We start from the raw sequence: 15110 nt of genomic DNA, 5'->3' as shown, positions 1-15110 counted from the left end.
AACTGACCAACCTGCTAACCACCGTGGGTGTCAATGAACTCGAAGGTGGAGCGCGCCTGTGGCGTTTCGGCGTAGTTGACCACAATCGTGCCGTCCACATAGGGCGATAGTGTCTTGATCAGCTTCATCGGAGTCGCCAGAATCATGTGGAAACCGAAGCGGGTGAACACGTCCATAGCGGTGCGGGTAAAGGTGGGGTCGGCGCGATCGAAGGCCTCATCAAGCACAACGGTGGCGTATGTGGGAACGTCCGCATCCACCCCGGCGAGGCGGTAGCGCAGCGCCGCAGCCAGGCAGAAGAACACAAGTTTCTGCGCCTGCCCGCCGGAGAGCGACGCGGAATCAACGTGGGTGTTGTACACCTCACCGTCGGCATCAATTTCGTTGCCCACAAACTTCACGTGGCGGCGGGTGTCCAGGACGAGGTTGCGCCAGCGGGTATCGGCACGCTCCGAGGAGGCGAGGCGGTCCATGATTTTCGCCAGCCGATGGTAGCGCGCGATCGCCTCGGTTTCGTCGGCTGCGCTCAAACTGCCGGCGGTGGCTTCGCGCAGGTCTTGCTGGAATTCGCGAACTTCAGGCCCGCGGTTGTCGCGGACCTCAATCTGCAGATACCTCCCGCCGCCCTCGGGGGTGTATTTCGAGCGCATCAGCGAAGCATTGATCGGGCCCAGGTTGGTTTCAATGTCACCCTTCGCCCGCGCGAGCTGCGTGGAGATGTGGCTGAGGTGCATGACGGATTGGCCGTTGAGCAGCTCCAGGAACCGGCCGCGGAACTCCGGCAGGCGGTCCGCACGGAGCGCTTCCAGGCGGTTGATCGCCTCACCCGCAAACTCCGGCTCGGCACGCAGCTCCGCCGATTCAGACGGCCACCCGGCCAGGTAGCTGGTCAAAATGTTGCCAATCTTTGTGTTTGCACTGGTGATCACTTGCGCGTTGTGTTTGATGGTGGCGTCGAGTTCGGACTGCACCTCGTCTGCAAGCGAACCGATGTTCTCGCGCGTAAGCCGCCGCTTACGGCTTTTCAGCTTGGCCTCCAGCTCATCAAACAGCGCCTGGTCCACCGCAACGCTGGCGCGCTCAACCTCCGCCAGCCGCGCCTGATCTGCGGCAATGCTGGTCTCCGCGACGGTGATCTGCCGCTGCACCTCACGCAGCTCCTCCTCGGTGGCCTGCAGGCTGTCACACGCGTCCTCGTAGGCACGGCTCAGCTCGCGCACCTCGGGTGAGGAGGTCACAAGCTCCAGCTCAGCTTGCAGTTGAGCCAGTTGCTTCTCGACGCCCACGTAATCCACCTCGACCCACCCCGTCGAAGCAATTAATTTCACCTGATCCAGGCGATGCTGCAAGCTCACGCGCTTTCGTTGCAGCTCTCGCTCCCGGTTGTGGGCAGCAGTTGTTGCCTGGCGCGCTTCTTTCAACGACCCACGCAGCAATTCCACCTTCTTGTTGTTGGAGGAGCCCAAACGGTAATCACGATGCTGCCCAAGCGGGCGGCGATCGTCCTTGATATAGCGGGTGGACCTTGTGCGGTCGCGGACGTTGCGCTCCAAACCGTCGATAGTTGCCGCGCGCTGCGTCTGCTGCTCAAGTTCCTCAACGGTGCGCACCAAGGCGTAATCAAACGTGCTGGCCAGCATCTGTTCCAACCAGGGCCGCATCGGGCTATCCACCACCGCGACCTTGTGAAACAGGCTGGCTGAGTTCTTCGGCCTTTTCGGTGGCGTCGCACCCGCCGGCACCGTGCGGTACTCCAACCTGCGGCCAAGCCGGCGGCTATTGACCCAACTGTTCACCGCGCGCTCATGCTCCTCCGGCACCAGCAGCGTGATGGCAAAGATGGACAACAGGCGCTGGATCACCGGCTCCCACTCCTCCTCCTGCTTCAACACGTCAATCAGCTCACCCACAAAGGGCAGCTCCTGCGTTGTCAGGTTGATGTCCGCGCACATCTGCGCGCGCAGATCAATGAATCCCTGGTCGATGTTGCTGGAACGCGCACTTAAGCCCTCAAGCTCCTGCTGGATTGCGCGCTCCTGCTGCTCGCACTGCTGTTTCTGTGCGCGGGCGTCGGACCACGTTGCGTCCAGTAGCTCGCGTTCTGCGGGTGCCTCTTCAATCTCACGGCGAGCTTGCGCTTTGAGTTCCGCAAAGGTTTCCGTGGTTAGCTCGTCCACGCCCAGGATCCGCTGCAGCTCTTTCGCCTTCGCCGTACGCGCAGCAAGCTCTTGCTCCTCCCGTTGGATGCGCTGGCGAAGCGGCGTCACAGCGTCGCCTGTGCGCCCCTCCAACTTGGCGTATGCGCGCTGCACCGCCTCCTGTTGTGCTTGTTTGCGCTGGGTAAGTGAGCTTTCTTGCACCTTGACAGCTTCGCGTTGGGCTTGGTGGGTCGTGATGGCGTCGCGAAGCTCGGCAGCCTCAATCGCCCTGCGTACAGACGGCAACGCTGCCGCCAGCGCCTCCGCATGCCCGCGCGTAGCCTGCGCCTCTTCTAACGACGCCTGCAACCCCGGCAATGGCGCCAACGCCTCAATCTGGCGGTTCAGATCTTCCAGACGCTCGTAGGCATAGCGCAGATCACCATGCGTAGCCACCGCCTCCCTGGCCAGGTCGAACGTGATGGGCTGCTCCAGCATGTAATCACGAAACAGCTCATCCATACTGCTCAAAGACTTCGCCGACTGCGTACGGTGCAGCAGCATCTGGGCGTCCTCACTATCAATGCCCAGGCGTGCACGGAAACGGTTGGCAAACACCGAATACTGATCTGTAAACGTGACGCCGTTGCTCGGCGTCTTGAACTTCTGCTCAAGCTTGCGCTTATCCAGCGAGTTCACCAGGTGCGGCATGAACGCATCAACGTCCACCTCGTCCGGGAAGATGCCGTAAAGCGTCCGCACCTGGGCCTCGGAGTTTTGCCCTGCGTTGAGACGAAAAATTGCCACCAACGTATACGTCTCGCTTGGGCTGTGATACGTCATTGCAACCACCGTCGCGGTTGCACCTTCGCGCAGGTACTGACTGCGGATCTCACCAGTAGTGGGGTCCTCGCTCCTGCGCCACGCGCCACGAATGTAGGACACTCTGCTACGACCTTTATCGCGCGTGCTGTCCTGCTGCGCCGCCGCGTTGTAACGGATCTTGGACTGAGGAACCAGGATGGTCGAAAACGCATCAATCAGCGTGGACTTACCCGAGCCCGACGCACCCGTGATCAAAAAACCCTTTTGCCCCACCGGAATGTCAAAGTAGCCGTGGAACGTTCCCCAGTTCACAAGCTGAACTCGTGCCAACTTGAATTGTTCGGTCACTGCTCTTCTCCCTCGAGGTCATTGCCAGCGTTGGCTCCAGCTAGCCGTAGGTACTCCTCGCGCAGCGCGTAGACAGTATCCGCATCGAAAATGTGGCGCAGTACTGGCGAGACTACATAGCGTCCTTCCGTCTCCGTCTCCGTGAGCAGGCTGTACTTGTTCTTGATGGCGTTGATCGCCGCATCAAAACGACGCTTAAAACCAGCCTCATCACGGTTATCCACCGCCCGGATGTACCCAATTGCCGTGTAAAGCTCGTCTTCACCAACCACTACGCGCTCCCCCGGCGTACTCATGCCCAATTCGTGGCGAAGCTGCAGCAAAATCGCCGTCTGCAGGTGCGTCAAGGAATCCGTACGCAACACCGGTGGCACGTGCACGTCATCGTTATCCGGGCGAACGTGACGGGTAAACGCAATTCCGGCTTCCTCATCAATCACCAGCTCCAAAAACACGTCATGCAGCCAGCCGCGCAACGCCTCCTTGTCGCTCAAAATGGCGTTCCACGTGTCTTTTTTACGGTCTGCGCTAATCAACGGCCCCTTCAACAAATCCACCAACGCGCGCCGGGACTCATACGATAACGTCCCCGTATCTCCACTCCACAGTGCTTCCGTCATCGCATTTCCTCCACTGATGTGGTGTCGAAGGTGAACAGAGGCAACGTCGCTAAGCGAACTGCCCCATCGTCCTCCTCAAAACGAACCGATTCCCTGCCATCAAGCTGCACCCCGAACCGCATGGCCAAATAAACCAAACCCACAACCGAGGCCAAACCCTGCGTCGCCGGATGGTGCTCCAATACATCCGCAATAGAAGGTTTGCCTAGCTCAGCAACCGCATCAGCAACAGCGGCAGACAGCTCCTCAAGATCAATCTCAGACTCACGCACCAGCTCAAGCAGCGCCTCCGCATCCCCCTCACTGGCCTCAAAACGCTCCACATCCGACGTGATTACCTCCGCCCCCGGATCCGCCAGCTTCATCTGTGCAACAGAACTGACCGCCATACCAATACGCTGCAACGGCGTTTCCATCCGCTTGGTTGGCGACAACTCCTCAGCCTCCGCCGCCTCCGACGCAAGCCTGCGCGTATCGCGCAACAGCTCAATCATCCGACGATCTTCAGCAAACTGTTCACTGGAAACATAATTACGCAAATTGCGCGCAAGGCGGGTCATCATGCGGTTGACCTCATAACCAGCGTCTTCAAGATTGCGGAACAGATTCCTAAACTGCGAACGCGTCTTGGAATCCATCACCTCCGGACCAACCCGCTGAAGAATCTCCCCAATCCATGACTCCACCCACGCGCCATGCTCCGAATCCACAACCAGCCGATAAAACCCGTTGAAACTGCGCCCCGCATCCGACTCCGAAATAACATCGACGCCCGCGAAAATCTCCGCTAGCACATCACCGCGACTGCCCTCCGGGTCCAGCAACTGCCGGCGCAAATCCAGATTCAGCACCTCCAACTGATGCCGCACACGCGCAAAATCACTCGGGATTGCAGAGGCCATGCCCAAAATATCGCCCACCCGCTCCTGCACACTCGCATCCGAAGGCAGCTCAAACACGCCGCGCTCCACATCTGCAATCATTTCGTCCACCCGATCACGCTGCCTCCGCAGGTGCTTCAGGCGCGTTGAAATGTCCGGGTCTGTGTCCCTTGCCAGGTCTTGGAGGGCATTGCTTATCGACGCCACCCTACTCGCCGTCACCGCCGAATACGGACCCCCAACCCGATCCATCATCTGCAGCGCAACCAGGCCGTCCTCGCTCGGCTCCAGCGTCTCACCCGTGACCTGAGTGCCAGATTTTCGAACGAGCCAGCCCGCTTTTACCCAGTCGTTGCAATATGACTGCGGACTCTTCGGCAGATCAAACGTGTCGCGCAGCAGCGCAAAGTCGGCCGCCATCAGCTCGTACACTTCCCCGGCGGGTCTTGGCTCGGCGCCGCGCGGGAAGTACTCCGCGATCATGGCGAGGACTACGGGCGCGTTGTCGGCGTGCAAGAGTCGCACTGCCGCCGACTGTTCCTTATGGCGCTTAAACGTCAGCGCCCGTGCCTGAAGAGCCATACGCTGATCTTATTGGTCGTCGAGTGCGTCCGCACCCAAATGGTGCTCTTGCGTGGATTGCCGTTCGTGGCGAGGTGTGGTTGACCCCGGGTAGAGCTTTTTGGGATTGCGGCAGCATGTTGCCAAATCGGGGATATCTGCCACGGCTGGCAGCTGGCTCACAGTTTCAGGCTTATTGCGGCAACTATCCCCGGTTTGGCAGATATTCGCCGCAATTGCTTCGAGGTGCCACCCGCATCAAGCGTTAACTCGCATGCTGCAGAGCTGCCGCGGCCCCGCAACAGCTCCACCGAACCCTTATTAACTGAAAAACCAAACCTGCAAAACTGGGCAAAGTGCAGCAAAGTGCAAAAGTGCAAAAGTGGTCGGCAAAAGTGCAACTTAAACTTGCAAAACTGCCTATTTAGCAAGTTGCAAAGTGGAAAAGCTGCAGGTAGACAAAGCGTCAAAGTGTAAAAACAAAGTGGCAATAAAGTGTTAAAAAGTGTTAAAGCAGCCCACGCACCTGCGCCCTAAACAGTTACACGCAACTATCGCGCCGCGTTCGCGAAAGCGCCGTTGGGGTTGTACGGGCTGAAGAACCCGTAGAGCCCAAGGATGATAGCTCCGATGACAAGAAGTCCGATAACGCTTCCGGCTTCGCTACTGGCGTCAGTTTTCTTGGTGTTCTTGGTGTTCTTGGTGTTCTTGGTGTTCTGAGTGTTCTGGGCGTAGTTGGTCTTCACCGGCTGCGCCTGGACAGCCGGTGCAACTGCGACGGTGGACAGGGCTAATGCGCCAGCCGTAGCCGCGCTGAGGATCTTCTTCATGAGTGTCATCGTATGACGTTTGCACGCCATCCTCACCCAAAGCAGCAAAATAGCTTTCAATGATCTTCGCTCCAGCATCGCTTGCGCCTGTGGGTCCAGTTTTCGTCTGCCCACTAGCACACAACGCAAAAACTGCGATGAGTAGAGACAATCGACCTGGGGATACGCAGGGCCAAAATCATTGTCTGCTAGTGGCGCGCCCGAGGCGCACCCGAGGCGCACCCAGATACGCGGCACGGCAGTCCGCCTAGATCCGCCTAGGTCCAGGAGCTCCCGCTCAGGCCACAAACCTGGCAATCACCTGTCAGCCAATGCAACTATCCCCGGTTTGGCAGATATTCGCCGCAATTCAAAAAAGCTCCCCCAGCCACACAACTCCCCCAGGCATACAACTCCCCCAGCGCCACACAACCCGTAAAAGCCTCGGACCAACACGCTGATGTGGCCCACGCCTCGTATGGAACGTAAGGTGAGCCTGTTCAAGGCGAAAGCCGCAAAGAAGGACCCAAAGAAGAACCCAGAGAAAGAAGGTGACGCATGCAGATCGAAGTTGGTCTGGTGAGCTCAGTAGCGTTGACGCTCTTGCTGTTGTTGTTTGGCGCGTGGGCTGCGAGGAGCTGGAGAATCTTCAGCAGGTTCGCAATCCCGGGGCCTGTAGTTGGCGGCTTCCTGTTCGCGCTCGTTGTGTTGGCATTGCGTGAGTGGGGCTCGATCGAACTGACGATCGATACCACCCTCCAATCCCCTGCGATGTTGGCATTCTTCACCACGATCGGTCTCGGTGCGTCGCTAAGCCTGATCAAAACCGGCGGCCGAGTCCTTGTGGTGTACCTGGTTGCGTGCTGGACTGTGGCAATTTTCCAGAACCTCGTCGGCATCGGTTTGGCAAAAGCGCTAGGGATCAACGAGTTGCTGGGCGTCATGGCTGGTGCGGTATCGCTTGAGGGTGGACACGGCGCGGCGGCAGCGTTTGGTCCAACGGCTGAAGAACTCGGCGCCCAGGGCGCGACTGCGGTAGCGATTGCTGCGGCAACGTTTGGCCTGATCGCAGGTTCGCTGATTGGCGGTCCGCTGGCCACGTGGTTGATTAAGCGGAACAAATTGGCCGTTGAAACGCGAGATATTGGTGATGTGCAGGAGCGCGGCGTGGACAACACGTCCGAGGTTAACGAGGGCTCGGTGGTTGCAACCGCGGCTGTGATCGGCGTGATTGTGGTCATCGGTGTGTACCTGGGCAAGCTTTTCGGCGAGTGGACGGGTTATTCGCTGCCGGGTTACGTCGGTGCGATGTTGATCGCGATCATTCTGCGCAACATCAACGACGCCGCTGGCTGGGTGGAAATTCACGGCAAGACGCTGAAGCTGATTTCAGATGTGTCGCTGGGCTTCTTCCTTACTCAGGCCATGATGAGTCTGAAGATTTGGGATCTTTATGATCTCGCCCTGCCGCTGCTGGTCATCCTGTTGGTCCAGGTGGTTGTGCTTGTGGCGTTTGTGGCGCTGGTTGTGTTCCGCATTCTTGGCAAGAACTACGACGCCGCCGTCATCTGCGGCGGCATGATGGGCCACGGCCTCGGCGGCACCCCCAACGCGGTGGCCAACATGGATGCGGTTGGCCGCAAGCATGGTTTGCAGTCCAAGGTTGCGATGGTGGTGGTTCCACTTTCGGGGGCTGTGCTTATCGACGTCGTCGCGCTCCCCTGGATCGTCTTCTGCCTCAACTGGGTCGCCTAAGCCCCAACCGAAGATCTTCGCCCTTTCTGCCAAACCACCAAACTTAGGGCCATAAGTTTGGTGGTTTGCTGGTACCGTGTCGTTATGCAGTGGCCGAGTGTGGCGTATGAAACGTTGGATTGGGTGGGGGCGGAAGGGGGGTTTGCGGGGCGCGTCGCAAAGCGAATGCCCCGGACCTACCAGAGTGCTGTCGTGCCTGCGATCAGCGAAGAAGCCGTCACACTGACCAACGGCACCGCGGCGATTGTGGAGGAAGCAACCGTTGCCGCCGTGCGTTTCGACGCCACCGAGGCCCACCGAGTCCTCCCGTTCACGCCGTTGCTGCTGCGCAGTGAGTCGGTGGCGTCGAGCAGGATTGAGCAGCTGACAGCGTCCGCACGCAAAGTGCTCGAAGCGGAAACCACAGGTCACGGCACGGGCAACGCAGCGCTGATTGCTGCGAACACACGCCTCATGCAGCAGGCGATTGCGCGCGGCGGCGCCACCATCGACGGCATTTTAGACATGCACCGCGTGCTGCTGGAGGAATCAGCCCCGGACATCGCTGGCGAACTGCGCACGCAGGCGGTCTGGATTGGTGGTGGGGATTTCCACCCCGACGGCGCCTTGTTCGTCCCGCCGCAGGCCACGCACGTTGCCGCGCTGCTTGAAGATCTCCAGCGATTCATGCAACGCACCGACATTCCGGCACTTGCGCAGGCGGCGCTCGCCCACGCGCAATTCGAAACCATCCATCCGTTTGCAGACGGCAACGGGCGCACCGGCCGCGCACTCATCCATGTGCTGCTGCGCAATCGCGGGCTGACATCCACCGTCGCCCTACCGATCTCAGCTGGCCTTCTTCATAACGTCGACGGCTACTTCCAAGCCCTCACCTCCTATCGCGCCGGCGACATCGAGCCCATCATCACCCTCTTCGCCGGCGCCGCCATCGACGGTGCCGAACGAGGCTCGTGGCTAGCAGAGGAATTGCTGCAGGTCCGCACAGCTTGGAGTGACGAGCTCACTGCGCGTATCGACGCCCTCGCGTGGCCCCTCCTCGACCTCCTCATCCAACGACCGGTACTGACCACCAGCGCAGTCGCTGCCGAATTCGATGTGTCCGTTGAAACGGCCCGCAACGCCCTCGACCGGTTGGAAGCGGATGGGATTGTAGTGTCGGCGCAGCTAGATAAACGCCAGCGTGCTTGGCGATCCCCCGAGGTCCTCTACCTTCTCGACCAATTCGCCGAACGTACCGGCCGCCGTCATTGACCTTGCTTGCGGCAACTATCCCCGGTTTGGCAGATATCCGCCGCAATTCAAAAAAGCTCCCCTGCAGGCCACCCAGCTGCAAAGCTTGTGACGTTCGGAGCGAGCGCACCGATTCCGTGAAATCTTCAACCCAATACTCCAAAACGGCACCAAAATCGGTGCGAGCATTCCGTTTCTGCTTGTTTGGCGCTATCGTTGTGATCTGAAGGGTACGGAATCGGTGCGAGCATTCCGTCGGCAAGCAAGGCGATGCAAGGAGGAGACACCGCATGGACGCAGGCGAGCTTGGGACATTTGTTCGGGCTCAACGCAAACGCACTGGTCTGACGCAGGTAGATCTTGCTGATCTTGCAGGAGTGTCGGACCGTTTCCTGCGTGAGCTTGAAAAGGGTAAGCCGACTGCTGAAGTAGGCAAGGTGATTACCGTGCTTTCCGCGCTTGGCTACGATTTGGAGCCGAAAGTCCACCGGGGTGATCTGCTGTGATTGTCGCTGACGTGTACAGAGCCGGAGTGCTGGTTGGACACTTTTCGAAGACTCCAGGTGGGGCCACTGAGTTTGACTATGTAGGAAACTCGCCTATTCCGGTGGCCACAAGTTTGCCGCTGGATCAAGCGCCTTATAACAACTTTGGTGGCGCGATTCCTCCGTTCTTTACCAATCTGTTGCCGGAGGGTCGGCGACTATCAAGTCTTAAACGCACGGTAAAGGCCTCGTTGGACGATGAATTGACGCTTCTTCTTGCAGTTGGTGCGGACACGGTTGGGGATGTCGCGGTGGTTGCTCCTGGGCAGCGCCCGCGGCCCACCCCTGCAGTTATTGACCTGGATGGTGATCTGGACTTTTCTCAAGCGCTCGCTGACGCTGGGATTATTGATCCGATCGCAGTCCCGGGGGTGCAGGATAAAGCGTCGGCGCGCACGATTGCCGCACCGGTGCGTGGGACTGGTACCGAGTTCATTCTGAAAGTCTCACCCCCTGAGTATCCCAAGCTCGTGGAAAATGAAGCCGCTTGTTTCGGTATCGCCCGTGCAGCAGGTTTCCCGCTAGCGCAGGTGCAGTTGCTTATCGACGCCCGCGGCCTCCCCGCCCTCCTCATCTCCCGATTCGACCGCGTAGGGGAAGCAAGGCTTCATGTCGAGGACGCCGCACAGATCATGGGGCTCTACCCGGGTGAGAAGTACGACCCGGCGATGGAGGAGGTGGCGCAAGCACTGATGGCCGTGAGTGCTTCACCGTTGCTGACCGCCCGCGCTGTGGCGTTTCAGGCAGCGTTGGCGTGGCTTACGGGTAATGGTGATTTACACGCCAAGAACATCTCGATGGTCTGGCGGGATGGGGTTGCAGAGGTGGCTCCGATCTATGACATTCCTTCGACAATCCCGTATGGCGACACCACAATGGCGTTATCCATTCAGGGACGCACGGACAACATCAGCGGAAAGATGTTTCGTGCTTTTTGTGCTGAGATCGGTTTGAATACCAGGACTACTGATGCTGTGATGCGTCTTGCCCTTGCTGTAACGCAGGATGCTGCGGAGCGCATTGTTGCGGCAACCGATTTCGACACCCGGCGCGCGCGGGATCTGCGACGCATCCTAGCCCGCCGCCGCAGGCTCTGGTCCCCGGAATCTTTGTGATCGCTAAAAGGTTCTCTGCGCGCAAGGGCCCAGATCCCCGGGCTCTAGGTCCCAGGTTCCGACCCGGGAACTACCGCGCAGCGTTCGCGAAAGCGTCGTTGGGGTTAGTCGGGCTGAAGTATCCGTAGAGCCCAAGGATGATAGCTCCGATGACAAGAAGTCCGATAACGCTTCCGGCTTCGCTGTTTGTGCCTTCGTTCTAGCATCGCTTGCGCCTGTGAGTCCAGTTTTCGTCTGGCCACTAGCACACAACGCAAAAACCGCGATGAGTAGAGACAATCGACCTGGGGAAACGCAGGGCTAAAATCATTGTCTGCTAGAGGCGCACCCAGATACGCGCCACGGCAGTCCGCATAGGTCCGCCTAGGCCGCCTAGGTCCAGGAGCTCCCGCTCAGGCCACAAACCTGGCAATCACCTGTCAGCCAATGCAACTATCCCCGGTTTGGCAGATATTCGCCGCAATTCAAAAAAGCTCCCCCAGCCCAAGGCACAATAGACCCATGTCCTGCACCATCTTGTACTCCACTTACTACGGCTCAACCAAGCAGTACGCCGAAGCACTTGCCAAGCGGCTCAACACCACCGCCCAACAGATCCCAAACCCACCCGCGCTGACCGGACCCACGGTGATCCTTGCACCGGCGCACGGCCCGCTGCATGACGGTGTGAAGCTAATCAAGCAGCTCGCCCCCAACCAGGTCGAGCAAACCCCAATCGCACTGGTCACCGTCGGCATGACCATTGATGAAGAAGTAGAAAAAGCCGACGCCACCGGCAAGCTCCTCGGCGGTCTCGCCCCGCACGTGAAGCGCTTCTACCTGCCTGGCCGCCTGAACTACTCGCAGCTCAACGCTCAGCATAAAGGCGTGATGCGCACGCTGATCACGGCGTTAAGGATCAAGCCGCGCAAGAGTGACAATGAGCGCAACATGATCGACACCTATGGCAAGGACGTCGACAGGGTTGACCTTGCACGCTTGGAGCCGATCGTCGATTGGGCCAACAAGCAGCAAACAACCTAACGCGGCAAGTAGTAGCTGCTTAAGCCCCAAAGCGCGAACGGGAAGAAGATCATCGCGCCAATCAAACGGTGGCCAAAGAACGATGACAGGGCGAACAGACCCATCCGGGACATCTCCTGTTCCATATCCTCCGGCCAGGCGGCGGGGTTGAACCAGTTCAATGTCATAGAGGACAGTTCGGGGGCGCTGAAGCCGGGACGTGATTCGTTAGCAAGCGCAGGCGCCGACGTGGCGGCGACAAGGGAAACCGCAACAGCGGCGGCGATGGTACGGGTACGCATGCCTAGGAGTGTAAACGGTGCCGAGTGCTACAGTCGTCTCACGTGAACGCTGACTCCCTCCGCACTGGCCTGATTGTGGCGTTGGGGTCTGGGCTGGGGGCGCTGGCACGCTTCCTGCTCCTGTTCTGGCTGAATCCGACCACGCCGGAGATGCTCGCCATGTCAGTCACTTTCGCCGTGAACCTGGCTGCCTGCTTTGCCATGGGCTATTTCAACCCAGGCCCGTTCTGGGGTGTGGGATTCCTCGGCGGCTTCTCCACGCTCTCTGCGGTCGCGCTCGCCAGCGCGCACAGCTCGGCTGCCTGGGCTTTGTTCATAATTGCACTTTGCTTATCCACGGCCACGTTAGCGTTCCTCGCCGGCTCCTCTACCCGAACGCACGCGCATGTTTAGTCAGGCGTCGTTACTCATCAGCGCTCTTGCCGTGTTTGTCGGCGGGGTCCTTGGCGGCTTTGTGCGCTGGTGTTTCATGACGGCCATCGACCATCCGCTGGCAGCTACACTGACGGCGAACCTCACTGCGTCTGCAATCATGGGGTTCACGCTTGCGTTGCCTGGCCAGTGGCAAACGTTTGCCGGCATTGGATTTGCTGGATCGCTGTCCACCTTGGCCATGCTGGCCCGCCAACTGGGTCAGCTTATTGACCAGCACGAATACGCCATCGCCGCCATCTACGGCGTGGGTACTGCGCTGCTTGCCGTGTGCGCCGCCGCGATCGGCATCCACTGGGCGCTGCTAGGCTTCGGCATTGCTTAAATGCCTGCCCAGGTCTCTGCCTAAAACAATTCAGAAATAATTCAGTGCGGCGCCTCGAATCCTGAATTTGTTTCCCAAAATCGGGCAAAGAATTCAGTATCCCCAGGTGGCAAAACGCTTCAGCCAAAAGAATTCAGGACTTCGGAGCAGGTCCTGAATTCTTTCTCCAGGGGCCGTCTGCCACCGATTGACGCAAAATGAAACAATTCGAAACAATTCGCTGACCAGCACAAACGCCAGGAAATGCCCCTAATTAACCCCGAATTCTTCGCCTAATTGTTTCCGAATTGTTTTCCCGCGCCATTTCCGCCGAAAAAACAATTCCCTGGGGAAATGTATGATGCAATTATGAATACGCAGGCTTCCTTTGCAGCTCTTCCGCCGTTTGTGGCTTCAGCTCTTGAAAACATTTATGGGGGCCAGACTGCTGATTCGCAGGAGTCGCTCACTCTTGAGTTTAAGGAGGACCCGAGTCTGCGGGTTGGGGCGGATAGGGCGCGGGCGGGGCTTATGGAGAAGCTGATTGATGAGGCCGTGTGTATGGCGAATAGTGACGCCGGCACGGGTTATATCGTTGTCGGTGTTGCGGATAAGACACCTGGCCCAGATGCGTTTTTGGGGTGTGAGCTGGGCGAGGAGGATGTTGCCCAGTCAATTTTTGGGCATACGGTTCCGAATATGAACGTGGTGGTCACTGAGCATCATGTGTGGGGTGTTCGGTTGCTGGTGATCTATGTTCCTGAGGCGCGTGCGCTGTATACGCGTAAGAATGGTGCGGCGAAGCGTCGTCAAGCTGATGCGAAGTTTTCTTGCGCTCCTATGACTGAGGAGCAGCGGCGTTCGATTGATGCGGCGCGTCGTAACCCGGATTTCTCCAATGAGCCTTCGGATGTGGCTGTTGAGGACCTGCGTTTGCCGGTGATTGAGGAGGCGCGTCGCATGCTGCGGGCGCACCGCCAACGCTCCGGCAGCGACGCCTTGGTCCCAGCCACCACTGCGGGTTTGCTCAAGGAATTGGGGCTTTTGCGTGACGACGCACGCTTGAAGCGCGCCGGCGAAATCCTCCTCGCCGATCCGGATCCCACAGATATTGTGATCCAGCATTTGTGGCGTGATTTCCCCGGATCGGATCCCAAGGTCACGGAGATTTCGGAGCCGATTCTTCTGGCTTTACCTCGGCTGAGGCGGATCATTGCGGAGAAAGGTAACCAGGAAATTGAGCGTGTGCTTTTTGACGACGGCACCGAAACCGCAATCCCCCGCTTTCCCGCCCAGGCTGTTGATGAAGTTGTGTCCAACGCAGTCATCCACCGCGACTGGCGCATTCCCGGTCCGGTTGTTGTGGAGCAGTCCAACCGCACGCTGAAAGTATCTTCACCTGGCCCTTTGCCGCCGGGGGTGTCGGTGGGCAGGCTGCTATCAACGCCGTCTGTTCCAAGGAATAACCGCTTAATGGCTGCGATGCGCACCCTTGGCCTTGCGGAGGAAAGCTCCCGCGGTTTTGACCGCATGTGGGCGGCGATGATCCGGTCGGGGCGTGATGTGCCTGAGGTGGAGGCCACGCCGGCGCATGTGCAGGTGATTCTTGCCGCGCAGGAGCCCGATACAAATTTTGTGAAGGGCTTGCAGCGTTTGTCCCAAAGGTATGGCGAAGAGCTGATGAACAGCGTCGATGCACTGATTGTTCTTTGGCACCTCAACTCCGCACCGATTATCACTGAGCACACTGCCGCGGAGAAAACGCAAAGCTCTCCCCTGCTGGTTCGGGAACTGATGTCAGAGATGGTGGACCGTGGCGTGCTTCAGGCGGTTCGTGACGCTGACGAGTGGGTGCTCAGCGACGAAGCACGCAATCTCCTTGGTCTTGCTAACCGTGAGGGATTACCCACGGTAAGTGTGCGGGAGTGGGTGGAGGCGCGTCTTGCAGACGGGGAAGCGCTCCAAGCCTCAGACATTGCCACCTTTGCGGGCATTAGTCCGGTGGAGGCCGGTCGAATCTTGCGGCACCTGCGGTCTTTAGGCCGTGCTCGTATAGATCCCACAGGGCCGCAACGTGGACGAGGCACCCGCTGGATCAGTGCTTGAACCCGCACCAAAAACAATTCAAAACAATTCCGGACAATTCGCTGACCAGCAAAAACGTAAGACAATGCCCCTAATTCTCCCCGAATTCTTCGCCTAATTGTTTCCGAATTGTTTTTCCGTGCCATTTCCACCAA

Annotated in this window: 13 protein-coding genes; 8 read left to right on the top strand and 5 right to left on the bottom strand. The window is 58.8% G+C overall.

The genetic code is table 11. From position 1 onward, the window contains the following. Positions 1-14 precede the first annotated feature (14 nt). The 4 genes from I6I71_RS02650 to I6I71_RS02635 all read right to left on the bottom strand — a co-directional run bounded on the left by I6I71_RS02650 (position 15) and on the right by I6I71_RS02635 (position 6203). Positions 15-3311 (bottom strand): ATP-binding protein, encoded by a 3297-nt coding sequence (locus I6I71_RS02650; protein WP_201822070.1) that lies wholly within the window; start codon positions 3309-3311, stop codon positions 15-17. After that, complete coding sequence (locus I6I71_RS02645; protein ID WP_201822068.1) at positions 3308-3931, bottom strand: DUF4194 domain-containing protein; 624 nt, start codon at positions 3929-3931, stop codon at positions 3308-3310. The genes I6I71_RS02650 and I6I71_RS02645 overlap by 4 nt, the downstream gene beginning before the upstream one ends. Then, complete coding sequence (locus tag I6I71_RS02640; RefSeq protein WP_201822067.1) at positions 3928-5394, bottom strand: DUF3375 domain-containing protein; 1467 nt, start codon at positions 5392-5394, stop codon at positions 3928-3930. The genes I6I71_RS02645 and I6I71_RS02640 overlap by 4 nt, the downstream gene beginning before the upstream one ends. Before the next feature lie 530 nt (positions 5395-5924). After that, positions 5925-6203, bottom strand: a complete 279-nt coding sequence (locus tag I6I71_RS02635; RefSeq protein ID WP_201822065.1) for a hypothetical protein — start codon at positions 6201-6203, stop codon at positions 5925-5927. Positions 6204-6740: 537 nt separating this feature from the next. On the opposite strand from I6I71_RS02635, the gene gltS reads away from it, so the two are divergent. The 5 genes from gltS (at position 6741) to I6I71_RS02610 (ending at position 11853) form a co-directional block, all read left to right on the top strand. Next, positions 6741-7937, top strand: coding sequence for a sodium/glutamate symporter (gltS, locus tag I6I71_RS02630; RefSeq protein ID WP_201822063.1), 1197 nt, complete (start codon positions 6741-6743; stop codon positions 7935-7937). 192 nt (positions 7938-8129) lie between these two features. After that, a complete protein-coding gene (locus tag I6I71_RS02625; protein ID WP_236587368.1) occupies positions 8130-9191 on the top strand; it encodes a Fic family protein in 1062 nt (353 codons plus the stop codon). A 269-nt stretch (positions 9192-9460) separates the two neighbouring features. Beyond that, positions 9461-9676, top strand: coding sequence for a helix-turn-helix transcriptional regulator (locus tag I6I71_RS02620; protein WP_201822058.1), 216 nt, complete (start codon positions 9461-9463; stop codon positions 9674-9676). Continuing rightward, positions 9673-10830 (top strand): type II toxin-antitoxin system HipA family toxin, encoded by a 1158-nt coding sequence (locus I6I71_RS02615; RefSeq protein WP_330910985.1) that lies wholly within the window; start codon positions 9673-9675, stop codon positions 10828-10830. The genes I6I71_RS02620 and I6I71_RS02615 overlap by 4 nt, the downstream gene beginning before the upstream one ends. 501 nt (positions 10831-11331) lie before the next feature. After that, positions 11332-11853, top strand: a complete 522-nt coding sequence (locus I6I71_RS02610; protein WP_201822054.1) for a flavodoxin domain-containing protein — start codon at positions 11332-11334, stop codon at positions 11851-11853. On the opposite strand, the gene I6I71_RS02605 is transcribed toward I6I71_RS02610, so the two are convergent. Continuing rightward, positions 11850-12134 (bottom strand): hypothetical protein, encoded by a 285-nt coding sequence (locus tag I6I71_RS02605; RefSeq protein WP_070494497.1) that lies wholly within the window; start codon positions 12132-12134, stop codon positions 11850-11852. The two genes, I6I71_RS02610 and I6I71_RS02605, sit on opposite strands and share 4 nt — an antisense overlap. A 42-nt stretch (positions 12135-12176) precedes the next feature. Between I6I71_RS02605 and I6I71_RS02600 the strand changes: the two genes are divergently transcribed. From I6I71_RS02600 to I6I71_RS02590, 3 genes are all read left to right on the top strand, one after another. Continuing rightward, on the top strand, positions 12177-12527 hold the full coding sequence (locus I6I71_RS02600; RefSeq protein ID WP_070463684.1) for a CrcB family protein: 351 nt from the start codon (positions 12177-12179) through the stop codon (positions 12525-12527). After that, entirely contained in the window at positions 12520-12891 is a 372-nt protein-coding gene (locus I6I71_RS02595) for a FluC/FEX family fluoride channel (RefSeq protein ID WP_201822052.1), read from the top strand. The genes I6I71_RS02600 and I6I71_RS02595 overlap by 8 nt, the downstream gene beginning before the upstream one ends. Before the next feature lie 348 nt (positions 12892-13239). After that, a complete protein-coding gene (locus I6I71_RS02590; RefSeq protein WP_201822049.1) occupies positions 13240-14976 on the top strand; it encodes an RNA-binding domain-containing protein in 1737 nt (578 codons plus the stop codon). Positions 14977-15110 lie beyond the last annotated feature (134 nt).

Source organism: Corynebacterium riegelii (genome assembly GCF_016728505.1).
Lineage (GTDB): Bacteria > Actinomycetota > Actinomycetes > Mycobacteriales > Mycobacteriaceae > Corynebacterium > Corynebacterium riegelii.
This window is presented reverse-complemented; position numbering and strand designations above follow the sequence as displayed.

Coding starts and splice junctions, on each gene's coding strand:
- I6I71_RS02590 (WP_201822049.1), top strand. CDS start 13,240: ATGAATACGCAGGCTTCCTTTGCAGCTCTTCCGCCGTTTGTGGCTTCA.
- I6I71_RS02620 (WP_201822058.1), top strand. CDS start 9,461: ATGGACGCAGGCGAGCTTGGGACATTTGTTCGGGCTCAACGCAAACGC.
- gltS (WP_201822063.1), top strand. CDS start 6,741: ATGCAGATCGAAGTTGGTCTGGTGAGCTCAGTAGCGTTGACGCTCTTG.
- I6I71_RS02610 (WP_201822054.1), top strand. CDS start 11,332: ATGTCCTGCACCATCTTGTACTCCACTTACTACGGCTCAACCAAGCAG.
- I6I71_RS02635 (WP_201822065.1), bottom strand. CDS start 6,203: ATGAAGAAGATCCTCAGCGCGGCTACGGCTGGCGCATTAGCCCTGTCC.
- I6I71_RS02645 (WP_201822068.1), bottom strand. CDS start 3,931: ATGACGGAAGCACTGTGGAGTGGAGATACGGGGACGTTATCGTATGAG.
- I6I71_RS02595 (WP_201822052.1), top strand. CDS start 12,520: ATGTTTAGTCAGGCGTCGTTACTCATCAGCGCTCTTGCCGTGTTTGTC.
- I6I71_RS02605 (WP_070494497.1), bottom strand. CDS start 12,134: ATGCGTACCCGTACCATCGCCGCCGCTGTTGCGGTTTCCCTTGTCGCC.
- I6I71_RS02640 (WP_201822067.1), bottom strand. CDS start 5,394: ATGGCTCTTCAGGCACGGGCGCTGACGTTTAAGCGCCATAAGGAACAG.